We start from the raw sequence: 23,195 nt of genomic DNA on the forward strand, positions 1-23,195 counted from the left end.
TTCCCGGTGGCTCAGAGGAGCGGACCGGGACGTTGCTGGCGCGGGTTGTGGGCGGGCGCCACCACGCCCATCGATACGATGTACTTGAGGGCGGCATCGACCGTCATGTCGAGTTCGACCACGTCGCTCGCCCGCATCATCAGGAAGAAACCCGACGTCGGGTTCGGCGTCGTCGGCACATAGACGCTCACGAACTCGCCCTGCAAATGATTGACCACGTCGCCGCCCGGCGCGCCGGTCAGGAAAGCGATGGTCCAGGAATCCGCGTGCGGATATCGCACGAGCAACGCCTTGCGAAACGCGTTGCCGTTGCTCGACAGCAAGGTGTCGGACACCTGCTTGACGCTGCCATACAGCGGTCCAACGATGGGAATGCGCGTCAGGATGGCTTCCCACCAGCCGACCAGCTTCTGGCCGATGAAATTATGCGCCAGAAGGCCAACGACGAACACGAACGCGAGCGTCACCACCACGCCGAAGCCGGGCACGCGCATGCCGATGAGGTGCGACGGCTGCCAGTCGTCCGGCAACAGCAGCAAGGTCTGATCCATCGTGCCGATGATCAGGCCGAGGACCCACAGCGTGATGGCGAGCGGCACCAGCACCAGCAGGCCGGTGAGGAAAATCGTCTTCAACGCGGGTTTTTTAACGCGCATGGCAGGGCTCGCGAAGGTGGGCGGCTATGGGTATGTCAGCAGGCGAATCCGCGTTCCGGCGCATCCGGCCGCCGGGCTCGAACGCGCATCGTTCTGTCTATCTCAGTGGCAGGCGCAACCGCCGCCACAGCTCGCCGCCGGCGCGCTCGACGACTCGCCGCCAGACGACGAGGCCGAAGCGGACGACGTCGCGCTCTCGCCCGACGCCGCTGCCGGCGCCGACGAGGTCGACGCCGCGCCCGAGGCACTCGCGCCGCCCGAACCGCCACGGAAATCGGTCACATACCACCCCGAACCCTTGAGCTGGAACCCGGCCGCAGTCACCTGCTTGCGAAACGTGTCCTTGCCGCATTCCGGGCACTGGGAGAGCGGATCATCGCTCATTTTTTGCAGCACATCCTTGGCGAAACCGCATGTTTCGCAACGATAGGCATAGATAGGCATGGTACTTTCCGACGGAAAAAGGCGCGCAAAGCCTTGAATTATAACCGCTTCACAAGGCTTTCGGGATTTGTCCAGCGACATATGGGGCCGCAACGACCCAAGATCAAGATGGGTCGTTGCCGTAATCCGCGTAGTGAAAGGCTTCCCGGCCTGGGTCGTCAGATCGTCGACACCTGCGGCTCCCGCGACTGCGCATGCGCTGCGTTGGGTTGGAGGAGCGAGCCAACGACCATGCCGGCGATCGAGGCCGCCAGCCCCGCCAACTGCGCCGGCACCATGGCCTCGGGCGCCAGCCATTCGCACCCGATCCAGACGATCAGGCCGAAGAGCACGGCAAGCGTGCCGCCCAGGGAGCTCGAACGCTTCCAGTAAAGTCCGAACGCCAGCGGCACGAAGCAGCACACGAGCGTGACCTTGTATGCGCTCTCGACCATATGGAAGATCGACGCCGTGGAATTCAGCGCGTACACCAGCACCAGCGCCGTGAAACAGAGCACGACGATACGCATCAGTCGCAGCAGGTGCTTGTCGTCGATACGACCGCGCAGCATCGGGCGGACGATGTTCTCCGCGAACGTCACCGAGGGCGCCAGCAGCGTGGCCGACGCGCAGCTCTTGATGGCCGAGAGGAGCGCGCCGAAGAACATTACTTGCGCCACGACCGGCACACTAGTGAGCACCAACTGCGGCAGAATCTGTTGCGGATCGGTGCCGATGTACTTCTGCACCATCGACGGGGCGATCAGCAGGGCCGAGTAGGCCAGGAAGATGGGGATGAACGTGAAGAAGAAGTACAGCACGCCGCCCGTGACCGAACCGGCGACCGCGACATTCTCCGACTTGGACGACATCACGCGCTGGAACACGTCCTGTTGCGGAATCGAGCCGAACATCATGGTAATGCCCGCGGCAATGAACGCCAGCACTTCGGTTGGGTTCAACTCCGGCAGGAACGCGAACTTGCCGGCCTGAGCCGCGTGTGTGATCACCGCGCTCGCCCCCCCCGGCACCATGCCAGAGACCTGCACAGCGATGTACACAAGCCCCACGACGATGATGATCATCTGGATGAAGTCGGTCACCGCCACCGAGATCATGCCGCCGAGCAGCGTATAGGCCAGCACCGAGACCGCGCCGATCACCATGCCCATGGGCTCGGACATTGCGCCGCCGGACACCGCGTGAAACACGAGTCCCAGCGCCTTGATCTGCGCACCGACCCAGCCGAGGTACGAGATCACGATGGCGATACTCGTCACCACTTCAACCGTACGGTTGTACCTGAGCTTGTAGAAGTCGCCGATCGTCATGAGGTTCATGCGATACAGCTTGCGGGCGAAAAACATGCCGACGAGCACCAGGCACATCGACGAACCGAACGGATCCGAGACCACGCCGCGCAGCCCTTCGCCGAGGAAGGTGGCGGGAATGCCGAGCACCGCTTCTGAGCCGAACCAGGTGGCGAAGACCACGGCGATGACCATGCCGTAGGGCAGGCGACGGCCGGCGACGGTGAAATCCTTGGTATTGCGGACCTTGAGGGCGGCCAACAGCCCGATGGCCACTGAAATGACCCAATACAGTATGACAAACCAGATCAGCATAGCGCGGCCCCCGCCAATCCCCGGGGCGTCGGTCATGGCGTGGCGGCGTCCGTCTTGCGCCCGGTCCGGCCTCAAACGGCCACTGCGCAAGCGAACGATACCGCGCCTTGGGCCTCAGCCTTCCGGGCAACAGAAAATCAGGTCGTGCATGACGGGGCCGATGCGATGGAGCGCTTTTATCTGCCCGCTGTGCCGCCTGGCGAAAAAATTTCGGCCGATTATAGCGGCGCGAGCGCGACGCGGGGAGGAAAAATCGCGACGGCCCGGTTCGATGGCGGCAAATATCGGGAATTGCCTAGCGTCTGAGGTGACGTTGCATGCTGATGGTGCCTGTGCGCAGTCACCGCCGAGACGCCAAAAGGCGTGTTCGACGCTCAGCGCCGGCGCCAGATCATCCAGTGTTCGGCCCCGGCGAAGACCGGCACCGAGTCGTCGACAAGCCGGTCCGCCTCGCAGACGAAGTCCTGACCGAGCAGAGCATCCAGGGCGTCCGGCGCGATGCCGAACGGCGGGCCCTTCAGCGTTTCCTTGAGGAAGAAGAATCCGGCCAGACGTCCACCTTGGGGCAGCAGTTGCGCCATCCGGCGTGCGTAGTCCTGCCAGAGGGTGCGGGGCAAGGCGCAGAGAAACGCCCGCTCGTAGACCACCTCGAGCGCGAACGGCGGCGTATAGGTGAAGAAATCGGCCTGTTCCACGAGCGCCGCGTGTGAACCGAGCCCCGCCTTGGCCGACGCGACGGCGGTCGCCGAGAAGTCGATGGCCCGCACCGGCCAGCCTTGCGTGTCGAGCCACGCGGCCTCATACGCCGAGCCACAGCCCGGGATCAGCGTGGCCCGGGGTGCGCCCTCGCCTGCGACGAAGTCGCGCAGCGCCCTGGGCACCCCGGCCGCATCCCAAGGCATGAAGGCACTCGCGAAACGCTCGTCCCAGAATTCCGCGCGCGACGGATCGCGATGGGAGAAAGTCGGGACGGAAGGTGCGGCAGGCGCGGCGGACGCACCGCCCGTCTCCGGGCGGTCATCTTCTCGAGGGGCGGCAAATGCGACGTAAGGCGTTCGGACGATGGGCACCATAGGCTCCGCTATTTTCAGAATCCGCCGTAGAGCCAGACAAATGCCGTCAACACGCCGATGGCGACGCCGCCCACCAGACAGAACGCGCCCGTCAGCAGCCGATTGGTGCGGCGTTGCTCCTGAAGTAACGCGAGCAGCACGGTGTCGTCCTGCGGACGCGCATGCGCGGCGAGCGCCTGGTGGATGAGCCGCGGCAGTTGCGGCATCGTCTTGCTCCACTGCGGCGCTTCGGCTTTCAGCCGTTCAAGCCAACCGCGCGGGCCGATCTGTTCGGCCATCCACCGTTCGAGGAACGGCTTGGCCGTCTTCCACAAATCCAGATCCGGGTCGAGCTGACGGCCGAGACCTTCGATATTGAGCAGCGTCTTTTGCAACAGCACGAGCTGCGGTTGAATCTCGACGTTGAAGCGGCGCGACGTCTGGAACAGGCGCATGAGCACGAGCCCGAGCGAAATCTCCTTGAGCGGCCGGTCGAAGTAAGGCTCGCAGACGGCGCGAATCGCCCCTTCGAGTTCTTCGACCCGCGTGTCGGCCGGCACCCAGCCCGACTCCAGATGCAGCGATGCCACCCGGTGGTAGTCGCGACGGAAGAACGCGAGGAAGTTCTGCGCGAGGTAATTCTTGTCGAACTCGGACAGCGCGCCGACGATGCCGCAGTCGAGTGCGATATACCGGCCGAACGTCGCCGGGTCGAGACTGACCAGGATATTGCCCGGATGCATGTCGGCGTGGAAGAAGCCGTCGCGCAGGAACTGGGTGAAGAAAATCTCGACGCCCTCGCGCGCAAGCTTCTTGAGGTCGACGCCCGCCTCGCGCAGCACGTCGATCTGGCTGATCGGCACCCCGTGCATGCGCTCCATCACGAGGACGGCGCTGGAACTGAATTCCCAATAGATCTCGGGCACCATCAGCATGCCCGAGTCGATGAAGTTGCGACGAAGTTGCGCGGCGTTGGCGGCCTCGCGCATCAGGTCGAGTTCGTCGTGCAGATACTTGTCGAACTCGGCGACCACCTCACGCGGCTTCAACCGCTTGCCGTCTGGCCACAACCGCTCGACCCAACCGGCGAGATCGCGCATGAGCGCCAGATCGCTGTCGATCACGTTGAGCATATTCGGGCGCAATACCTTGACCGCGACTTCTTTGCCGGCGTGCTCGCCATCGCGAACCCGGGCGAAGTGCACCTGCGCAATCGAGGCACTCGCGACCGGCATGCGCTCGAATTCCACGAAGACGTCTTCGAGCGGGTGACCCAGCGACTTCTCGATGCTCGCGCGGGCAACTGCCGGATCAAACGGCGGCACCTGATCCTGGAGACGCGCCAGTTCCTGCGCGATATCGGGCGGCATCAGATCACGGCGCGTCGAGAGCACTTGTCCGAACTTCACGAAAATCGGCCCCAGCGATTCAAGCGCGAGGCGCAAACGTTCGCCGCGCGGCGCTTTGAGCCCACTGCGCCCGAACGACAACACGCGCAGCAGCCCGCGTGCCATGGGATGAGGAATGCTCGAGAGCACCAGTTCGTCGAGCCCGTAGCGGTAGCTGACGAAAAAGATCTTGATCAGACGCAGGAGGCGCATCGTTCAGCGACCTCCCAGGGGGCGGGATACCGAGGCGGCTGCCGCATCGCGCCCGGCCGTCTGGCGTTCGAGCTTCTCCAGGCGCTTTTCCAGCCGCGCGAGATCGTCGCGCAGCGTGCCGATGCCGCTGCGCATCGCATCGAGGCGCCCACGCCCGACCAGCAGCGGGTTCTCCTCCACGAGGTAATCGGCGAGCGAGCGCGCCAGCGTGCCGCCGGTGCGGCGTGCGCCGGCCACCGCCGCCTTGCCGGTTTCGGTCACCCGGTGTGCCGCCGCGTCGCCGATCACCTTGCTCAGGTCTTCGGCCACCTCCCAGCGCAGATGCTGGGCCAGATAGGAGACCGTGTTGGCAAACTCGGCATCGCCCTCGATCTTGACGTGTCGCATGACAGCCGCCTGACCGCCGCCCGCGAAGTCGGCGAGCGCCGCCGGCGGCACCGCGATGCTGACGTCGCAAGACAGGTTGGCATCGGCGGCGACCAGATAGCCGTCGTCGCCCACGCGCAGACGCAGGTCGATGGCCGACATCGCCAGCCGGGCAGACGCCCCGATGTGATGGCGCAGACGGTCGCGCGCCCACGGTTCGCGGGCAAGCAAGTGGTTCACGGTGGCGGCAAAGGCTTTGGCGGCTACGGTCATGAGCTTGGCGGTCGGCCGGCGATGCGCGCCGGTCGTACCGAAAGACGCCGCCCGGCAACGATCGGCGGACGGCAAAAAAAAGAGCCCGCGCTTTAGACGCGGGCTCTCATTGTAAGGCAGGTTACGGCAAAACCGTCGTGCGCTTAGCTAGCCTGTTGAATCCCGGCGAGCACCCAGCCGCCGCTACCGGTCACCGGCTTGGTCAGGTTCCACACTTCGTTGAACGGCTCGGCCGCGGCACCCTCGGCTTCGCGGATCAGGCCCGAGAAGCGAACGCTTGCCACATACTCGACGGCCGATTCCTCGATGCCAAGCAGTTCGGCATTGAGTTGCACGACGTCCGTGCGGTTGACCGACTTGCCGCGCTCTTCGAGGTCCATCTTGATTTCCGCGAACATCTGCGGCGTGGTGAACTCGTTGATATCGGCCTGATCGCCCTTGTCCCAGGCCGCTTGCAGACGGTTGAAGTACACCTTGGCACTGCGCAGGAATCCGTCGACATCGAAGCCGGCCGGCACGCCGAACGGGGCGGCTGCGGCAGCGGCCCCCGCGGCGACGGGCACGCCCGACAGCGACGGCTGGGCCGACGAAGACGCCGGTTGTGCCGGTTGCGACGGTTGTTGCGGCTGGCTGTCCCACGACTGGCGCAGCGTGTTGTTCGACGCGTCGTTACCCGCGCCCGCATACGCCGGCGTCTGGGACTGCGACTTATTGCCGCGGAAACGACGGATCAGCCACATCACGGCGAAGGCGATCAGCGCAATCATGATGACGTTGGCCATCATGCTGGCGAACGCGCCGCCCAGGCCGAAGTGCGAGAGCAGGGCCGCGATACCGAGACCGGCCGCCAGACCGGCGATCGGGCCGAGCCAGCGATTGGCCGGCTTGGCGGCGGCCGCGGCCCCTGCGGCACCGGCCCCTGCTGCCGCCGGTGCGGCCTGCTGCGGTGCGGTGCCCGGCGTGGCTTGCGTCGGTTGTTGCGGCGCTTGCTGGCGCTGCGTCACGGTGCTGGACTGCTTGCCGATGCTCCGGCCGCCGCCAACGCGTTTGGCATCGGCGTCCGCGATCGTCATGCCGACCGCCACTACGCCGGCCACCACGCCCAACAACAGCTTGTTTTTCAGGAACTGGAACATCGTTCTGGTCTCTCCGTGGAGTTTATAGGTTGCTGTCTACTGACAGGCGTCAACCGGAATGGTTCAGCACTTTTTTACGTACTGAAACCAGATGAGGCGACGGCCGATTCTGCCACAGCAGAATTAGCTCGTTCTTAGAGAAACGCCCCGGCGCGGCTTTTTTCCGCAGTCCGGGGCGCTGAGGTGCGTCAGGTAAGTGAGCGCAAACTCAGAATTTGCGTCCGATATGCAGCGCGACGACCCCCGCGGTCAGGTTGTGATATTCCACACGTTCGAGACCGACCTGTTCCATCAGGGACTTGAGCGTTTCCTGGTCCGGGTGCATGCGAATCGACTCGGCCAGATAGCGGTAGCTGTCGGCGTCGCCCGCGATGCGCGAACCGAGCCACGGCAGCACCTTGAACGAATACGTGTCGTACGCCTTCTCGAGCGGCTGCCAAACCTTCGAGAACTCGAGCACCATGACCTTGCCGCCCGGTTTGATCACGCGGCGCATTTCGGCGAGCGCGGCATCCTTGTGCGTCATGTTGCGCAGGCCAAACGCCACCGTGACCACATCGAAATAGTTCGACGGGAACGGCAGCTTTTCGGCATCGCACAGCAGGGTCGGGGTGACAATGCCTGCGTCGAGCAGGCGATCGCGCCCCACGCGCAGCATCGATTCGTTGATGTCGGTGAGCCAGACTTCGCCGGTCGGGCCGGCCGCGCGCGCAAACGCCTTCGACAGGTCGCCCGTGCCGCCCGCGATGTCGAGCACCTTGAAGCCGGGGCGCACGGCGGCGCGTCCGATCGTGAAGGCTTTCCAGATCCGGTGCAGTCCACCCGACATCAGATCATTCATGATGTCGTACTTGCTCGCGACCGAATGGAACACCTCGGCGACCTTGCCGGCCTTTTCCTTCTCGTCGACGGTTTCATAACCGAAGTGGGTCTGTTGGCCCATTGCAATCTCCCAGATTCATGTAAGCGGGCGCGCCACACGCACGTGCGCCCCGCCGGGGCCTCAATGGTGGTGGCAGCCACCCGCAGCCGGCGACGACATCGGCGTGTCGCGATCGACCCCCGCTGACGCGAGCTTGTCCAGGTATTCCTGCCACAGCGCGTCCTGACGCACGCACAGCTCGTAGAGGTAATCCCACGAATAGATGCCGGTATCGTGTCCGTCCGAAAACACCGGGCGCACGGCGTAATTGCCGATCGGCTCCAGGCCAATCAGATCGACATCGCGCTTGCCGGTTTGCAGCGTCTCCTGCCCCGGGCCGTGGCCACGCACTTCCGCCGACGGCGAGAGTACGCGCAGGAATTCGAACGGCAGGCGGTAGTGTGTTCCGTCCTCGTAGCCCAGTTCCAGCACCTTCGATGTGCGATGCAGCGTCAAGGAAACGGGAATCGGCGTGTCTTTCTCCAGCCCAGCCATGGTCTTGCTCCAGAATAATCGGTCGGTGCGCCGACATGCGACACATCGGCCGGCAGTATAGCCGCTCAGGCCTCAACGGTCATGCCGGCCACGCCGGGAGACGATTCAATTCCGCCACCACGGCCTCGCGCAGGGCGGGTGTCCAGGCGGCGCGCTCGGCGAGCACCGCCGCCGGCACCTCGCGTTGCGGCGCGCTCCAGACCGAGCCGGGAAAATGAACGTCGTCGCGATATCGCGGAATCACGTGCCAGTGCACGTGCGGCACCATGTTGCCCAGACTCGCCACGTTGATCTTGTGCGGCGACATGACCGTGCGCTGGGCTGTTTCGACGGCGAACACGGCGCGCATCACATGCTCGCGCGCCGCCGCGGGCAGATCGCTCATTTCGGCGACGTGGGCATGCCAGATCACCCGAGCGAAGCCCGGGTAGGCGATCTCATTCGCCAGCACCACGCGCAGCACCGGGTCGCGCCATACGACATCGCCGCCCTCTCCGGTGCAAAACGGACATTCCATCATGCGTCTTCCCTCGTTTGCCCTGCCCTCCCCGCGTGCGCCGCAGACGGTTCAGGTCAGTGCTGTCAGTGCGCTCACTGCTTGTTGCGCTTGTAACGTTTGCCGGTGGCCGGGTCGACCGGGCCGAGCGCAAGTTCGGCGAAGTCGATCTCGCTGATCAATTCGCGCAGCGTCTCGTCGTTGATGCGGTGCGCCAGGCGCAGACGCGACAGTTCCCCGCGCTCGGCCTGCAGGGCGGCGGCGCGCAGCCGGCGTTCGACTTCGACCTCACGCACCGCGCGCACGCGCATCTCGTCGTCGGTCGCGTTCGACGCGTTGAGCGTGCGGCGATACCGCCCCATCACCCGCGCGGCCGCTTCGGCGCACACGGCAGTGTCGAGTTCGTCGCCCGACTTCGCAATGACTTTTTGCAGCGATTCAACGGTGCGGATCGCCGCCTCCGACGCCGCGAGGCGCGCCTCGCCCATCTCACGATTGCGCGGGTCCTCGACCGGCCAGCGCACGCCGCGCAGCAGGAACGGCAAACCGAGGCTGCCGCCGACAAGCGAGAGCAGAATCACGCCGGCGGCCAGGAAAATCAGCAGATCGCGTCCCGGAAACGGCGCGCCGCCCGGCAGGGCCAGCGGCACCGAGAGCGCACCGGCCAGCGTCACCGCGCCGCGCACGCCCGAGAGGGCCGTCACGCCAGTGAAGCGCATGCCGGGCTTCATTGTGATTTCGCCACGTCGCATACCGAGAAAATACATCACGCGCCACGCCACCCACACCCAGCAGAAGCGCAGCACGATGAGCACCGCCGAAATCGCGCCGACGTAGGCCATCAGTTCGCCGAGATTGAGCAGCGTTCCCCAATGCGGCTCGCCGGGCCGCAACGCGGCACGCACGATGTCAGGCAATTGCAGGCCGAGCAGCACGAACACTGCGCCATTGAACACGAATTCGAGCATCGACCACACCCCGTTACCGAGAATGCGGGTGGCGGTGCGGGTATTGAGCAGATCGGTCGAGCTGACCGTCATGCCGGCGGCCACGGCCGCGAGAATGCCCGAGAAGCCGAAATGTTCGGCCAGCAGATAGGCCGCAAACGGCATGAGCAACAGCAGCAGCACGACCGTCGCCGGCTCTTCGGCGGACGCCGCCATCACGCGGCGATGGAACTGCGTGAACAGCCACGTCACGGCCCAGCCGGCGAGCAAGCCGCCCAGCGCGATGACGAAAAACGAGAACGTGGCGTTACCGATCGAAAAGAGTCCCGTGGTCGCGGCCACGATGGCGAACTTGAACGCGACCAGGCCCGACGCGTCGTTCATCATGGCCTCGCCTTCGAGCACGTGCATGAGGCGCGTGGGCATCTGCAGGCGTGCGGTGATGGCGGAGACGGCCACGGCATCGGTTGGCGAGAGCACGCCGCCGAGCGCGAACGCCACGGCGAGCGGAATCGACGGAATCATCCAGTGGATGAAATAGCCCACGCCGAGCACCGTGAAGATCACCAGGCCGAGCGCCATCGCGACGATCGGCACGCGCAGGTGCCAGAACTCGCGTTTGGGCATGCGCCAGCCGTCGGCGAAGAGCAACGGCGGGATGAACAGCAGGAAGAAGATCTCCGGATCGAGATCGATGTGCAGCCCCGCGCCCGGAAAAGCGAGCGCGGCGCCCACAGCGATCTGCACGATCGGCACCGGCAGAACTTTGACGTAGCTGACCAGCACGCCGGTCAGCGCCACCACAAACAGCAGGATCAGCGCGGTGAGGACTACCCCCATGCCGCCTCCATGGTCCGTCGGTCAGGCATCGGCCGCGTCCCCGAGCGGGCCATCAGACCAGCACGCGTTCGATGCCGCCGTGGTTCGCATCCTTCACGTAGTCCACCAGCCACTCGTCACCCAGCACATGCTTGGCGATCTCCACGACGATATAGTCCGCCGTGATGTCGGCGTCGTCGTTATAACGCGACAGCCCTTGCAGGCACGACGGGCAGCTCGTCAGAATCTTGACGTCCTCGACCTTGCCGTCCGCGCGCAGCTTCGCCGCGCCCTTGCGCATCTCCTCTTCCTTGCGGAAGCGGATCTGCGTCGAGATGTCCGGACGCGTGACCGCCAGTGTGCCCGACTCACCGCAACACCGATCGTTCTTCTCGATCTTGTAGCCGTCGTGCTCGCTGCCCATCAACTCGTTCACGAGCTTGACCGGATCCATCGTCTTGATCGGCGTGTGGCACGGGTCGTGATACATGTAGCGCGTACCGTTCACGCCTTCGAGCTTCACGTTCTTCTCGAGCAGGTATTCGTGGATGTCGACGATGCGGCAGCCCGGGAAGATCTTCTCGAATTCATAGCCCGCGAGCTGGTCGTAGCAAGTGCCGCACGACACGACCACGGTCTTGATATCGAGATAGTTCAGCGTGTTCGCCATGCGGTGGAACAGCACGCGATTGTCCGTCACGATCTTCTCGGCCTTCTCGCCCTGCCCCGAGCCGCGCTGCGGATACCCGCAGCACAGATAGCCCGGCGGCAGCACCGTCTGCACGCCGACATGCCAGAGCATCGCCTGCGTGGCGAGCCCGACCTGCGAGAACAGGCGCTCCGAGCCGCAGCCCGGGAAATAGAACACCGCTTCCGAATCGACCGTGGTGGTCTTCGGATTGCGAATGATCGGCACGACCTTGTTGTCTTCGATGTCGAGCAGTGCGCGCGCCGTCTTCTTCGGCAGGTTGCCCGGCATCTTCTTGTTGACGAAGTGGATCACTTCCTCGCGCAGCGGCGGCTTGCCCACCGTTGCAGGCGGACGTGCCGTCTGCTTCTTCGCTAGCTTCTTGAAGACGTCCGCGCCGAAACGCTGCGCCTTGTAACCCCAGTCGATCATCACCTTGCGGGTGATGTTGATCGTCTCCGGGTTCGTCGCGTTCAGGAAGAACATGCCGGCGGCCGCGCCCGGATTGAACTTCTTCTTGCCCATCTTGCGCAGCAGGTTGCGCATGTTCATCGTCACGTCGCCGAAGTCGATCTTCACCGGACACGGCGTTACGCACTTGTGACACACCGTGCAGTGATCGGCCACGTCGTTGAACTCGTCCCAGTGCTTGATCGACACCCCGCGGCGCGTTTGCTCTTCGTACAGAAACGCCTCGATGAGCAGCGACGTTGCGAGAATCTTGTTGCGCGGGCTGTAAAGCAGGTTCGCGCGCGGCACGTGCGTGGCGCACACCGGCTTGCACTTGCCGCAGCGCAGGCAGTCTTTCACGCTGTCCGCGATCGCGCCGATATCCGACTGCTGCATGATCAGCGACTCATACCCCATCAGCCCGAAGCTGGGCGTATAGGCATTGCGCAGGTCGGCGGGCAGTTCCGGCATATCGAGCAGCTTGCCCTTGTTGAAGCGCCCTTCCGGATCCACGCGCTGCTTGTACGCGCGGAACTCGCCGATCTCGGCTTCCGTCAGGAACTCCAGCTTGGTAATGCCGATACCGTGTTCGCCCGAGATCACGCCATCGAGCGAACGGGCGATGGCCATGATGCGTGCCACCGCCTTGTGCGCATCCTGGAGCATCTCGTAGTTATCCGAGTTCACCGGGATGTTCGTGTGCACATTGCCGTCGCCCGCGTGCATGTGCAGCGCGACGAACACGCGGCCGTGCAGCACGCGCTTGTGAATCGCTTGCGCTTCCTCAAGGATCGGCTTGAACTCCGCGCCCGAGAAAATCTTGCGCAGTTCTCCGCGGATCTCCTGCTTCCACGACACGCGCACCGTACGATCCTGCAGCAAGTCGATGAGTCGGGTTTGCGGCTGCTTGCTCAGCCGATCGTTGAGCGCCACGTTGAGGTCGCGCACGCCGTGTCGGTTGAGCAGCGGAATCGCTTCGGCCAGCGGCAGTTCGAAATGATCGCGCAGGAACACCCAGCGCGCGCGCACGTCGCGCAGCAGCGTGAGTGCCGTTTGCACGCGATCTTCGAGCAGTTCGGCCGACGGAATCTCGTTCGCGTCATCCGTCTTGCCCAGCGGCAGATTGCCGGCGTCGAAGAAGACTTCGAGCGCATCGACCAGTTGCAGCTTGTTCTTGAGCGACAGCTCGATGTTGATGCGTTCGATGTGATCCGTGTACTCGCCCATGCGCGGCAGCGGAATCACCACGTCTTCATTGATCTTGAAGGCGTTGGTGTGGCGCGCGATGGCGGCGGTACGCGAGCGGTCGAGCCAGAACTTCTTGCGGGCTTCGGCCGACACCGCGACGAAACCTTCGCCGCTCTTGCCGTTGGCCATGCGAATCACTTCCGACGTCGCCTGAGCGACGGCGTTGTCATCGTCGCCAACGATATCGCCGATCAGCACCATCTTCGGGAACGCATTGCGCTTCGACTTCGTGGCGTAGCCCACGGCGCGCAGATAGCGTTCGTCCAGATGCTCCAGGCCCGCCAGAATCGCGCCGCCGGCCGCCGTCTGCGCGAACATGTAGTCCTTGATCTCGACGATGCTCGGAATCGCTTCCTTCGCCTGGCCGAAGAACTCCAGGCATACCGTGCGCGTGTGCGCGGGCATCTTGTGCAGAATCCAGCGCGCGCTCGTGATCAGACCATCGCAGCCTTCCTTCTGAATGCCCGGCAGACCGGCGAGGAACTTGTCCGTCACATCCTTGCCGAGCCCTTCCTTACGGAAACGCTTGCCTTCGATGTCCAGTTTTTCCGTCTTGAGCAGCACGGCGCCCGGGGCGTAATTGCCGTCGAACCACGTCAACTCGAAGCGGGCGACCGGAATGTCGTGAATCTTGCCGAGATTGTGATCGAGACGGGTGACCTCGAGCCAATTGCCCTGCGGGTCGACCATGCGCCACCACGCGAGGTTATCGAGCGCGGTGCCCCACAGCACGGCCTTCTTGCCACCGGCGTTCATCGCCACGTTGCCACCGATGCACGATGCGTCGATCGACGTCGGGTCGACCGCGAACACCAGACCAGCCCGCTCGGCGGCCTCGGCCACGCGACGCGTCACCACGCCGGCGCCCGAGAAAATCGTCGGCACCGGTTCGTCGACGCCCGGCAGCGCCGAGTACTCGACCTCATCGAGCTGCTCGAGCTTTTCCGTATTGATCACGGCCGAGAACGGCGTGAGCGGAATCGCGCCGCCCGTGTAGCCGGTGCCGCCTCCGCGCGGAATCACCGTCAGTCCCAACTCGAAGCACCCCTTCACCAGCGCCGCCATTTCGGCTTCGCTGTCCGGCGTGAGCACCACGAACGGGTACTCCACGCGCCAGTCCGTCGCGTCCGTCACATGCGAGACGCGCGACAGACCGTCGAACTTGATGTTGTCATGCGCGGTCGTGCGACCGAGCACCTTCTTCGCGCGACGGCGCAGCTCGGCCATCTTCGCGAACTCCTCGGCGAAGTCCGCCACGGCGCGGCGTGCCGCCACCTCCAGTTGCTCCACACGGGCGGCGCGTTCGCGGCCGTTCGCATCGGCGTTCGCGGCCACATCCGCGCGGCGACGCTTGTCGATCTCGTTCAGACGATGGTCCAGCGCGTCGATCAGCAGCTTGCGGCGCTTCGGATTATCGAGCAGGTCGTCTTGCAGATACGGATTGCGGCGAACCACCCAGATATCGCCGAGTACCTCGTAGAGCATGCGGGCCGAGCGGCCGGTGCGTCGCTCCGCGCGGAGTTCGTCGAGGATGTGCCAGGCGTCGGCGCCCAGCAGGCGCATGACGATTTCGCGGTCCGAAAACGACGTGTAGTTGTAGGGGATCTCGCGCAGTCGCGGCGGCTGGGCGGCGAGTGCATGCTTGGCGTCGTGCGGCTCGAAGGCGGGCAAGGGTGCGTTCATCTTGTCGGGCTCGTCAATGCGGCGGTGCATCCGCCGTCGGCGTTCGTCTCGCGAGACGCGCCGAAAGTCAAAATCGGGTAAGCGCAATGGATGCCGGCGGCAAGCGCGACGGGTGCGCGCGGGCCGGCAACAGACGATCTGCGGTCAACGAGATCGACGACTGCCGTGCGAAGACGTCGATGACGAATCGTGTCCGATCATCGCGTAGAAACACAGGGGGGTGAGGCAGTTCGTGCGCATGCCCAGATCTTTCTTCCGGCTTGGGAACAGGTTGGTAGGGGAATGTAGCCAGAATTGTACTTCATTGCACCGCAACACGTCGGCACCGCGCCGAATTCGCCGCGAGGCGCGAGATTCCCCTCCTTCCCGACGCTCCGGCGCGTTCACTGCCGCGTTGACCGCCCCTACACGAGCGCCGGCCCCTTCGCATTCCCGCCCTATCGCCGACCTTCCTGCTGATCGCTATATCCGAATGGATACAACGACTTATGACACACGCCTGCGCTGAAACTTTCACCGAATGGGAGTATGTTTTGCCGATCCCCGGTCTCTCCACCCGTCAAGAGGTGTCTCTATGGTCTCGTTTCAACTGAACGGCCGTGTCGTGCAGGTCGATGTCGACCCGGCCACTCCCCTGCTCTGGACCCTGCGCGACGCGCTCAACATGACCGGCACCAAGTTCGGTTGCGGCATGGCGCTGTGCGGCGCGTGCACCGTGCATCTCGACGGTGCGCCCATCCGAAGCTGCATCACCCCGGTCTCCGCCGTCGCGGGAAAGGCCATCACCACCATTGAAAACGTCGGGGCGGACGCCGTCGGGCGTGCTGTGCAGAACGCCTGGGTCAAACACGACGTGCCCCAGTGCGGCTACTGCCAGAGCGGCCAGATCATGTCCGCCACGGCGTTGCTGCGCGAGAACAAACAGCCCAACGACGAACAGATCGACGCCGCAATGTCCGGCAACATCTGCCGTTGCGGCACCTACGCCCGCATTCGTGCGGCGATCAAAGACGCTGCGGCGTCGCTGGCCTGAGGCGAGGAGATACCCATGCGTGAACTTCGCTTTTCCCCGCGCCCTGGCGTCGCCGTGGGCGACTTCGCCGGCCTGACGCGCCGAGTATTTCTCAAGACCTCGGCGCTTGCGGCCGGTGGACTCATGCTCGAAATGTCGCTGCCCGGCGCCATGCGGGCAGCCAGCGCCCAGGGCGCGGCCGCCACGCCCGCCGTGCCCTCGGCCTTCGTGCGCATTGCGCCGGACGACACCGTCACCATCCAGGTCAACCGCCTCGATTTCGGACAAGGCGTACAGACGGCGCTGCCCATGCTCGTCGCCGAAGAACTCGATTGCGACTGGGCCAAAGTGCGCAGCGAGCTGGCGCCGGCGGCCGACGTCTACAAAGACCCCGTGTTCGGCATCCAGATGACGGGGGGCTCGGGCTCCGTCGCGCATTCGTGGCTGCAATACCGGCGCATTGGCGCATCTGCGCGGGCCATGCTCATCGCGGCCGCGGCGCAGCAGTGGAAAGTGCCGGCGGCGCAGTTGCGCACCGAGAACGGCGTCGTGCTCGGCCCGAACGGCCAGCGCGCCACGTACGGCAGTCTTGCCGCGCGCGCGCAGGCGCAGCCGGTGCCGGCCGATGTCGCGCTCAAGGAACCTTCGGCGTTCCGCCTGCTTGGCAAGCCGACGGGACGGCTCGACGCGCGGGCCAAGTCCATGGGCGTGCCGATGTACGGCATGGACTTCAAGCTGCCGAACCTGAAAGTTGCTGTCGTTGCTCGCCCGCCCGTGTTCGGTGCCAAAGTGAAGCAGTTCGACGCCAAAGCTGCGCGGGCGGTCAAGGGCGTGCGCGATGTCCTAGAGATCCCGGACGACCGGGGCGGCACCGCCGTGGCCGTCATTGCCGATGGCTACTGGCAGGCCAAGACCGGGCGCGACGCGCTCAAGGCCACGTGGGACACGACGGGCGTTGAGCATGTCGACACGACCGCCCAACTGGCCAAATATGTGGAAATGGCCAAGACGCCGGGCACGGTCGCGATCGACGCGGACATCTCCAAGCTCAAGGGTGCGCCCAAGACCCTCGTTGCCGAATACCACTTCCCGTACCTGGCGCACGCGCCTATGGAGCCGCTCAACTGCACCGTGCAGCTTTCCGACAAGGGCGCGCAAGTGTGGACCGGCACACAGTTCCAGACCGTCGACCAGGCCGCCATTGCGCGCACGCTCGACCTCAAGCCCGAGCAGGTCAAACTGCACACGCTCATGGCGGGCGGCGGATTTGGCCGCCGCGCGGTCCCGACGTCCGACTATGGCGTCGAGGCGGCCCAGGTGGCGAAAGCGTGGCGGCGTGCGGGGCATCGTGAGCCGGTGAAAGTGATCTGGAGCCGGGAAGACGACATCCGTGGCGGTTACTACCGTCCGATGTACGTCCATCGTGCCGAGATCGGCCTGGATGCCAAGGGCAACGTGCTGGCGTGGGATCACACCATCGTGGGTCAGTCGATTTTGCAGGGCACGCCGTTCGAAAAGATGATGGTCAAGAACGGCATCGACGGCACCAGCGTCGAGGGCGTTGCGGGCACCCCATATGCGGTGCCGTTGCGGCTCACGTTGCACAGTCCGCAGGTCAACGTGCCGGTGCTGTGGTGGCGGTCCGTGGGCAACACGCATACGGCGTACGTCATGGAAACATTGATAGACGAACTATCGAAGGAAGCGGGTCAGGACCCGGTGGCGTATCGGTATGGGTTGATGGGAGATAAGCATCCTCGGCACCGGGAGGCGTTGGCGTTGGCGGTTGAACGTTCCGGCTATGGAAAGACGCCGTTACCGTCGGGCCAGGCGTGGGGTGTGGCGGTGCATGAGTCGTTTGATTCCGTGGTGGCGTACGTCGTAGTGGCTGAGATGCGCAATGATTCACCGCGTTTGGTGAGTGTGACGGCGGGGGTGCATTGCAATTTCGCGGTCAATCCGTTGACGGTGGCGGCACAGGTCGAGGGAGCGGCCTTGATGGGATTGGGGATGACGATACCGGGCGCGGCGATCACGATGAAGGATGGAGAAGTTGAGCAGAGCAACTTCCATCAATACATGGTGGCGCGTTTGCCCGACATGCCGGCCATCAGTGTGCACGTTGTGGGTTCGGGGGACGCACCGACGGGGATGGGAGAGCCGGGGTTGCCGCCGTTGGCGCCGGCGTATGCGAATGCGGTATTCGCGTTGACGGGAAAGCGGATGCGGGCGTTGCCGTTCGACCTGACGAAGGCGTAACGGAAACGGAGGCAAGGCGTAGCGCAAGCGCACGTCGGGCGGGTTGGGCTTGGGGGAGCGTGACGGTGGGCCGGACCGGGGCCCCTTTCTGCAGCGAGTTGGGTTTATGTTTGAGAGGCGGAAAGGGGCCCCGGTCCGGCCTCTCGGGCATAGGAAGAAGGAAGCGCGTGGCATGACCACCGGTGTGTGTGTCAGTCCAGGCGTCAGCCCGGTCGTCAGCCAATGAGCAGGTGTTTAAGGGGCGCAAAGATGCCGTGCCAAAACGACTCGGGCACGCGCAGCATCAGAAACGTGACGGCGACATAGCGAAGCGTTTTGCCGACGGCGATAAAGAAGAGGCATTCGCGCCAGGAGAGTCGCAGCCATCCGGCGAGGGTACAGAACGGGTCGCCGACCACGGGCAGCCAGGAGAGCAGGAGCAGGGGTGGGCCGAAGCGGCGCATCCAGCGGTGATAGCGCTCATTCATCGGGGCTTGTCCGTTGGGGCGCTTCGTGCTGGCGGGCTCTGGCATCGGGCCGCCCGCGAGTGCGGCGGTACGGGCGTGCGCGCGTCGGCGGGCTTTCAGGCGAACGAAGCCGCGGCGAGCGGCGAAGCCCATCCACCAGTCGAGCATGCCACCAGCGGTATTGCCTATGCTGGCCACCGCGATGGCGGTCCAGAGCATATGTGGATTGAGCGTCACATAGCCGAACAGTGCGGGCTCCGAGCCCATGGGCAGAAGCGTGGCCGACAGAAACGACACCAGGAAAATGGCCGGCAGGCCGACGCCGGGCAGGGCCAGCACGCCGAGCAGCCAGGTGATGAACGACTCCATGCAACTCCGGGAAAAGACAAAAACGACCGAAAAAATGGCGGCAACCCTGCCTCCATGACCGACCGGACGGTCGGCACATCCCGCGAGAGGGTACACGCACGCGTTTGGCAGAAACAAAGAGTCTGGCGCATAATGCACCCCCATGACCCGACCCTCGACGCCGCCCGTGGCCATTCTACTGGCAGGCGGACTCGGTACCCGCTTCGATGCGGCGGGGCGCAGGAACAAGCTGCTCGCGCCGCTGCCTGGCGATCCCCTGAACCGACCCGTTGCCCTCGCCAGCGCCCACGCGCTGCTGGCGGTGTTGCCGCGCGTCATCGCGGTGGTGCGCCCGGACTCGGCCGAGCTGGAGAGCGTGCTGTTGCAGGCCGGGTGTGAAGTCGTCATGAGCCATGCCACCCAACGCGGCATGGGCGCAACGCTTGCCGCCGGCATCCGGTCCGGCGTCGACGAAGCGCCGCCCTCGGGGCTCGAACATCTCGACGGCTGGCTCATCGCGCTGGCCGACATGCCCTACATTCATCCGAACACCATTCGCGCGATTGCCGGCGGACTCACGTCGCCCGACGCCATCGTCGCTCCGAGTTACCAAGGACAACGCGGCCACCCCGTCGCGTTCGGATCCGCCCTGACACCGCGCCTGAGCGCCCTCGATGGCGACATCGGCGCGCGCGACCTGTTGATTAGCGGGCACATTACGATCGTCGATGTCGACGACGCCGGAATCGTGCGCGACATCGACACCCCAGACGACCTTCGCTAGGGCGCGCACTCTCCTTTCCCGTTTTTTCCAGAGAAACCAAGCGCGACCGCCCCGGCGGACGTGCTGGTCTATCATTGTCCTTTCGTTCCTCGATGTGCCTAACCTGAAGAAGCCTTAAATCATGTCCGACGCAGCTCCCGACTATCTGAAGAAGATTCTGACCGCCAAAGTCTACGACGTCGCCAAAGAAAGCGAACTCGAACTCGCACGCACGCTCTCCATGCGTCTGCACAATCGAATTTATCTCAAGCGCGAAGACAACCAGACGGTGTTCTCCTTCAAGATTCGGGGTGCATACAACAAGATGGCCAACCTGAGCGAAGCCGACCGCGAGCGCGGCGTGCTCACCGCATCGGCAGGCAATCACGCGCAAGGCGTCGCTTACTCTGCTGCGCGCCTGGGCTGCAAGGCCGTCATCGTCATGCCCGTCACCACGCCGCAGGTGAAAATCGAGGCCGTGAAAACCCACGGCGGGCGCGCCGTCGAAGTCGTGCTCGCGGGCGACTCCTACAGCGACGCCTACGCCCACGCGATGACATTGCAAGAAGAGCGCGGCCTGACCTTCGTGCCCCCGTTCGATGACCCCGACGTCATCGCCGGCCAGGGCACCATCGCCATGGAAATTCTGCGCCAGCACCAGGGACCGCTGCATGCCATCTTCGTGCCCATCGGCGGTGGCGGCCTGGCTGCGGGCGTGGCGGCCTACGTCAAAGCCGTGCGGCCCGAGATCAAAGTCATTGGCGTGCAATCCGTCGACTCCGACGCCATGGCCCAATCAATTCACGCCGGCGAACGTGTCCTGCTGAGCGACGTCGGCCTCTTCGCCGATGGCACCGCCGTCAAATACGTCGGCGCCGAGACCTTCCGCCTGTGCGCGGCCTACCTCGACGAAGTCGTGCGCGTGGACACCGACCAACTTTGCGCCGCCATCAAAGACGTCTTCCAGGACACCCGCAGCGTGCTCGAACCGTCGGGCGCCCTGTCCGTGGCCGGGGCCAAGCTCTACTCCGAGCGCGAAAAGCTCAAAGGCGAAACGCTCGTCGCGATCACCTCCGGCGCCAACATGAACTTCGACCGTCTGCGCTTCGTGGCCGAGCGTGCCGAAGTCGGTGAAGCCCGCGAAGCCGTGTTCGCCGTCACCATTCCCGAAGCGCGCGGCAGCTTCAAGCGCTTCACCGAAGTGGTGGGCAACCGCAACGTGACCGAGTTCAACTATCGCATCAGCGAAGCGTCGAGCGCTCACATCTTCGTGGGTATCCAGATGCACAACCGCGACGAAGGCGAGCGCATCAAAGCCGGCTTCGAACGCCACGGCTTTCCCACGCTCGACCTGTCCAACGACGAACTCTCCAAGCAGCACATCCGCTACATGGTCGGCGGCCGCTCCACACTCGCCAGCCATGAAGTGCTGTACCGCTTCCAGTTCCCGGAGCGTCCGGGCGCGCTGATGACTTTCCTCTCGGCCATGAGCCCGAACTGGAACATCAGCCTGTTCCACTACCGCAACCAGGGGGCCGATTACAGCAATATCCTCGTGGGGATCCAGGTGCCCGACAACGAGAAGGCCGCGTTCCGCGACTTCCTCGCCACGCTCGGCTATCCTTACTGGGACGAGAGCGACAACCCGGTCTACAAGCTGTTCCTCGCGTAAGCCGGCCCGATAGACGCCGCCGCTCACCGCCTCACGACAGGAGTTTCGCTGCCACCATGCCGATCACGCTCGAGAACAAACTCGTTGTCGCGATATCCTCGCGCGCGCTGTTCGACTTCGAAGAAGAGAACCGCGTGTACGAGGCCGGGGTGGCTGGCGGCGACGACCGATCGTACCGGCAGTACCAGCTCGACCGCCTCGACGTGCCCGCACGCGTCGGCGTCGCCTTCCCGCTCGTGCAGAAGCTCCTCGCCTTCAACCAGGGCAACGAGATCGACAACCACCGCGTGGAAGTCGTCGTCCTCTCGCGCAACGATCCCGTGAGCGGCATGCGCGTGTTTCGTTCGGCGCGTCAGGTCGACCTCAAGATCGAGCGCGGCGTGTTCACGCGCGGGCGCGATCCGTTCGGTTATCTCAATGCGTTGGGCGCGCACCTGTTTCTCTCCGCGAACGAGCGCGACGTGCGCAGTGCGCTGGTGGCCGGATTTCCTTCCGCGCGCGTCTATCCCGACTCGGCGAAAAAAGCCGAGCTGCATCCCGACGAAATCCGCATCGCCTTCGACGGCGACGCCGTGCTCTTCTCCGACGAAGCCGAACGGGTCTTCCAGCGCAACGGCCTCGACGCGTTCCAGCAGCACGAGACCGAACGTGCCGCGACCCCGCTGCCGCCGGGTCCGTTCAAGCCGCTGTTGCAGGCCCTGCATCGCCTGCAAAGCCTGGCGGGCCACGAAGTGCCGGTCAAAATCCGCACGGCGCTGGTCACGGCGCGCTCGGCCCCGGCCCACGAGCGGGCCATCCGCACGCTGATGGACTGGAAAATCGACATCGACGAGGCGATGTTCCTGGGTGGGCTCGACAAGGGCGCGTTCCTGCGCGAATTCGAGCCCGATTTCTTCTTTGACGATCAGACACGCCACTGCGAGTCCGCCGCGCGGGTGAGCCCGACCGGACACGTTATCAGCGGCATTGCCAACCATGACCACGCCTGACCAATCTCCGCTCGGCAAGGAAGTTGCCTACACCGAGCAATACGACCCGTGCCTGCTCTTCGCGATCGCCCGTGCCCCGGCGCGCGCGGCCATCGGCGTACCCGACGTCCTGCCGTTCTTTGGCGCGGACATCTGGAACGGCTACGAACTCTCGTGGCTCAACGACAAGGGCAAGCCGCAGATCGCGTTGCTCACGGCCATGGTGCCGGCCGACTCGCCGAACATCATCGAATCGAAATCGTTCAAGCTGTATCTCGGCTCATTCGCCCAGACCAAACTGGCGAATGCCGATGCCGCCCGGGCGCTGATTCAGCAGGATCTGTCCGAAGCCGCAGGCGCGGCGGTGCAGGTGCGTCTCGTCGAGCCGGGCGGCTTCGCCAAACTCGAACTCGACGAACTTGACGGCCTGCTCGTCGACCGGCTCGATATCGACACGGATATTTATTCGCCGGATGCGACCTTGCTCAAGGCCGCACAGGGCGAAGCGCCTGTGGAGGAAACCCTCGTCTCGAACCTGCTCAAGTCCAACTGCCCGGTGACAGGACAACCCGACTGGGGCAGTCTGCAGATTCGCTACGTTGGCCCGCCCATCGACCAGGAAGGGCTGCTCAAGTACGTGATTTCGTACCGGCGCCACACTGGCTTTCATGAGCAATGCGTGGAAGGGATCTTCATGGACATCCTGCGCCAGTGCCAACCGACCCAGTTGGCCGTCTACGCGCGCTACACGCGGCGTGGCGGACTCGATATCAACCCGTTCCGCACCAACTTCACGTTGCCGATGCCGGACAACGCCCGCACGGCTCGCCAATAAGCCGAGGGCGAA

The 23,195-nt window shown here is 64.6% G+C and carries 19 protein-coding genes; 6 read left to right on the forward strand and 13 right to left on the reverse strand.

Features of this window, described 5'->3' with window-relative positions; translation table 11 throughout:
- Positions 1-11 precede the first annotated feature (11 nt).
- The 12 genes from PanNE5_RS03035 to PanNE5_RS03090 all read right to left on the reverse strand — a co-directional run bounded on the left by PanNE5_RS03035 (position 12) and on the right by PanNE5_RS03090 (position 14,880).
- Positions 12-656 (reverse strand): DUF502 domain-containing protein, encoded by a 645-nt coding sequence (locus PanNE5_RS03035; RefSeq protein WP_017235625.1) that lies wholly within the window; start codon positions 654-656, stop codon positions 12-14.
- Positions 657-758: 102 nt separating this feature from the next.
- Positions 759-1,100: an FmdB family zinc ribbon protein gene (locus PanNE5_RS03040; RefSeq protein ID WP_261939204.1), complete on the reverse strand. Its 342-nt coding sequence runs from the start codon at positions 1,098-1,100 to the stop codon at positions 759-761.
- A 158-nt stretch (positions 1,101-1,258) separates the two neighbouring features.
- The gene (locus PanNE5_RS03045; RefSeq protein ID WP_261939789.1) at positions 1,259-2,704 is read right to left on the reverse strand and encodes a sodium:solute symporter family protein; all 1,446 of its coding nucleotides are present in this window, start codon (positions 2,702-2,704) and stop codon (positions 1,259-1,261) included.
- Positions 2,705-3,078: 374 nt separating this feature from the next.
- The gene (locus PanNE5_RS03050; RefSeq protein WP_017235622.1) at positions 3,079-3,777 is read right to left on the reverse strand and encodes a methyltransferase domain-containing protein; all 699 of its coding nucleotides are present in this window, start codon (positions 3,775-3,777) and stop codon (positions 3,079-3,081) included.
- 14 nt (positions 3,778-3,791) lie between these two features.
- Positions 3,792-5,357 (reverse strand): ubiquinone biosynthesis regulatory protein kinase UbiB, encoded by a 1,566-nt coding sequence (gene ubiB, locus PanNE5_RS03055; protein ID WP_261939205.1) that lies wholly within the window; start codon positions 5,355-5,357, stop codon positions 3,792-3,794.
- Between the two features lie 3 nt (positions 5,358-5,360).
- Positions 5,361-5,996: an SCP2 domain-containing protein gene (locus PanNE5_RS03060; protein WP_039830728.1), complete on the reverse strand. Its 636-nt coding sequence runs from the start codon at positions 5,994-5,996 to the stop codon at positions 5,361-5,363.
- A gap of 143 nt (positions 5,997-6,139) precedes the next feature.
- On the reverse strand, positions 6,140-7,132 hold the full coding sequence (locus tag PanNE5_RS03065; protein ID WP_150562434.1) for a Tim44 domain-containing protein: 993 nt from the start codon (positions 7,130-7,132) through the stop codon (positions 6,140-6,142).
- Between the two features lie 208 nt (positions 7,133-7,340).
- Positions 7,341-8,075, reverse strand: coding sequence for a bifunctional demethylmenaquinone methyltransferase/2-methoxy-6-polyprenyl-1,4-benzoquinol methylase UbiE (gene ubiE / locus PanNE5_RS03070; RefSeq protein ID WP_017235567.1), 735 nt, complete (start codon positions 8,073-8,075; stop codon positions 7,341-7,343).
- Positions 8,076-8,135: 60 nt separating this feature from the next.
- The gene (locus PanNE5_RS03075; protein ID WP_017235566.1) at positions 8,136-8,549 is read right to left on the reverse strand and encodes a gamma-butyrobetaine hydroxylase-like domain-containing protein; all 414 of its coding nucleotides are present in this window, start codon (positions 8,547-8,549) and stop codon (positions 8,136-8,138) included.
- 79 nt (positions 8,550-8,628) lie between these two features.
- Positions 8,629-9,066 carry an HIT family protein gene (locus PanNE5_RS03080; RefSeq protein WP_261939790.1) on the reverse strand — a complete coding sequence of 146 codons (438 nt, stop codon included), beginning with the start codon at positions 9,064-9,066 and terminating at the stop codon, positions 8,629-8,631.
- Positions 9,067-9,140: 74 nt separating this feature from the next.
- Complete coding sequence (locus PanNE5_RS03085) at positions 9,141-10,832, reverse strand: Na+/H+ antiporter (protein ID WP_150562432.1); 1,692 nt, start codon at positions 10,830-10,832, stop codon at positions 9,141-9,143.
- Positions 10,833-10,884: 52 nt separating this feature from the next.
- Complete coding sequence (locus PanNE5_RS03090) at positions 10,885-14,880, reverse strand: DUF3683 domain-containing protein (RefSeq protein WP_026132288.1); 3,996 nt, start codon at positions 14,878-14,880, stop codon at positions 10,885-10,887.
- A 574-nt stretch (positions 14,881-15,454) separates the two neighbouring features.
- On the opposite strand from PanNE5_RS03090, the gene PanNE5_RS03095 reads away from it, so the two are divergent.
- The gene (locus tag PanNE5_RS03095) at positions 15,455-15,913 is read left to right on the forward strand and encodes a (2Fe-2S)-binding protein (protein ID WP_017235561.1); all 459 of its coding nucleotides are present in this window, start codon (positions 15,455-15,457) and stop codon (positions 15,911-15,913) included.
- Positions 15,914-15,928: 15 nt separating this feature from the next.
- Positions 15,929-18,151: a xanthine dehydrogenase family protein molybdopterin-binding subunit gene (locus tag PanNE5_RS03100; RefSeq protein ID WP_261939206.1), complete on the forward strand. Its 2,223-nt coding sequence runs from the start codon at positions 15,929-15,931 to the stop codon at positions 18,149-18,151.
- Between the two features lie 215 nt (positions 18,152-18,366).
- Here the strand turns inward: PanNE5_RS03100 and PanNE5_RS03105 are convergent, their stop codons facing one another.
- Positions 18,367-18,966: a YqaA family protein gene (locus PanNE5_RS03105; protein ID WP_261939207.1), complete on the reverse strand. Its 600-nt coding sequence runs from the start codon at positions 18,964-18,966 to the stop codon at positions 18,367-18,369.
- Positions 18,967-19,108: 142 nt separating this feature from the next.
- On the opposite strand from PanNE5_RS03105, the gene PanNE5_RS03110 reads away from it, so the two are divergent.
- The 4 genes from PanNE5_RS03110 to queF all read left to right on the forward strand — a co-directional run bounded on the left by PanNE5_RS03110 (position 19,109) and on the right by queF (position 23,183).
- Positions 19,109-19,729 carry an NTP transferase domain-containing protein gene (locus PanNE5_RS03110; protein WP_017235558.1) on the forward strand — a complete coding sequence of 207 codons (621 nt, stop codon included), beginning with the start codon at positions 19,109-19,111 and terminating at the stop codon, positions 19,727-19,729.
- A 121-nt stretch (positions 19,730-19,850) separates the two neighbouring features.
- A complete protein-coding gene (ilvA, locus tag PanNE5_RS03115; RefSeq protein WP_017235557.1) occupies positions 19,851-21,380 on the forward strand; it encodes a threonine ammonia-lyase, biosynthetic in 1,530 nt (509 codons plus the stop codon).
- 56 nt (positions 21,381-21,436) lie between these two features.
- Positions 21,437-22,369, forward strand: a complete 933-nt coding sequence (locus PanNE5_RS03120) for a 5'-nucleotidase (protein ID WP_017235556.1) — start codon at positions 21,437-21,439, stop codon at positions 22,367-22,369.
- Entirely contained in the window at positions 22,356-23,183 is an 828-nt protein-coding gene (gene queF, locus PanNE5_RS03125) for an NADPH-dependent 7-cyano-7-deazaguanine reductase QueF (RefSeq protein ID WP_261939208.1), read from the forward strand. Before PanNE5_RS03120 ends, queF begins: the two co-directional genes overlap by 14 nt.
- The last annotated feature ends 12 nt before the right edge of the window (positions 23,184-23,195 follow it).

This window comes from Pandoraea sp. NE5 (assembly GCF_024363545.1).
GTDB classification, from domain to species: domain Bacteria; phylum Pseudomonadota; class Gammaproteobacteria; order Burkholderiales; family Burkholderiaceae; genus Pandoraea; species Pandoraea cepalis.

What these genes read in the sequence shown, in the direction of transcription:
- PanNE5_RS03035 (WP_017235625.1), bottom strand. Translation starts at nt 656, where the DNA reads ATGCGCGTTAAAAAACCCGCGTTGAAGACGATTTTCCTCACCGGCCTG.
- PanNE5_RS03065 (WP_150562434.1), bottom strand. Translation starts at nt 7,132, where the DNA reads ATGTTCCAGTTCCTGAAAAACAAGCTGTTGTTGGGCGTGGTGGCCGGC.
- PanNE5_RS03080 (WP_261939790.1), bottom strand. Translation starts at nt 9,066, where the DNA reads ATGGAATGTCCGTTTTGCACCGGAGAGGGCGGCGATGTCGTATGGCGC.
- PanNE5_RS03045 (WP_261939789.1), bottom strand. Translation starts at nt 2,704, where the DNA reads ATGCTGATCTGGTTTGTCATACTGTATTGGGTCATTTCAGTGGCCATC.
- PanNE5_RS03120 (WP_017235556.1), top strand. Translation starts at nt 21,437, where the DNA reads ATGCCGATCACGCTCGAGAACAAACTCGTTGTCGCGATATCCTCGCGC.
- PanNE5_RS03110 (WP_017235558.1), top strand. Translation starts at nt 19,109, where the DNA reads ATGACCCGACCCTCGACGCCGCCCGTGGCCATTCTACTGGCAGGCGGA.
- PanNE5_RS03075 (WP_017235566.1), bottom strand. Translation starts at nt 8,549, where the DNA reads ATGGCTGGGCTGGAGAAAGACACGCCGATTCCCGTTTCCTTGACGCTG.
- PanNE5_RS03085 (WP_150562432.1), bottom strand. Translation starts at nt 10,832, where the DNA reads ATGGGGGTAGTCCTCACCGCGCTGATCCTGCTGTTTGTGGTGGCGCTG.
- PanNE5_RS03060 (WP_039830728.1), bottom strand. Translation starts at nt 5,996, where the DNA reads ATGACCGTAGCCGCCAAAGCCTTTGCCGCCACCGTGAACCACTTGCTT.
- queF (WP_261939208.1), top strand. Translation starts at nt 22,356, where the DNA reads ATGACCACGCCTGACCAATCTCCGCTCGGCAAGGAAGTTGCCTACACC.
- PanNE5_RS03095 (WP_017235561.1), top strand. Translation starts at nt 15,455, where the DNA reads ATGGTCTCGTTTCAACTGAACGGCCGTGTCGTGCAGGTCGATGTCGAC.
- ubiE (WP_017235567.1), bottom strand. Translation starts at nt 8,075, where the DNA reads ATGGGCCAACAGACCCACTTCGGTTATGAAACCGTCGACGAGAAGGAA.
- ilvA (WP_017235557.1), top strand. Translation starts at nt 19,851, where the DNA reads ATGTCCGACGCAGCTCCCGACTATCTGAAGAAGATTCTGACCGCCAAA.
- PanNE5_RS03040 (WP_261939204.1), bottom strand. Translation starts at nt 1,100, where the DNA reads ATGCCTATCTATGCCTATCGTTGCGAAACATGCGGTTTCGCCAAGGAT.
- PanNE5_RS03100 (WP_261939206.1), top strand. Translation starts at nt 15,929, where the DNA reads ATGCGTGAACTTCGCTTTTCCCCGCGCCCTGGCGTCGCCGTGGGCGAC.
- ubiB (WP_261939205.1), bottom strand. Translation starts at nt 5,357, where the DNA reads ATGCGCCTCCTGCGTCTGATCAAGATCTTTTTCGTCAGCTACCGCTAC.
- PanNE5_RS03090 (WP_026132288.1), bottom strand. Translation starts at nt 14,880, where the DNA reads ATGAACGCACCCTTGCCCGCCTTCGAGCCGCACGACGCCAAGCATGCA.
- PanNE5_RS03105 (WP_261939207.1), bottom strand. Translation starts at nt 18,966, where the DNA reads ATGGAGTCGTTCATCACCTGGCTGCTCGGCGTGCTGGCCCTGCCCGGC.
- PanNE5_RS03050 (WP_017235622.1), bottom strand. Translation starts at nt 3,777, where the DNA reads ATGGTGCCCATCGTCCGAACGCCTTACGTCGCATTTGCCGCCCCTCGA.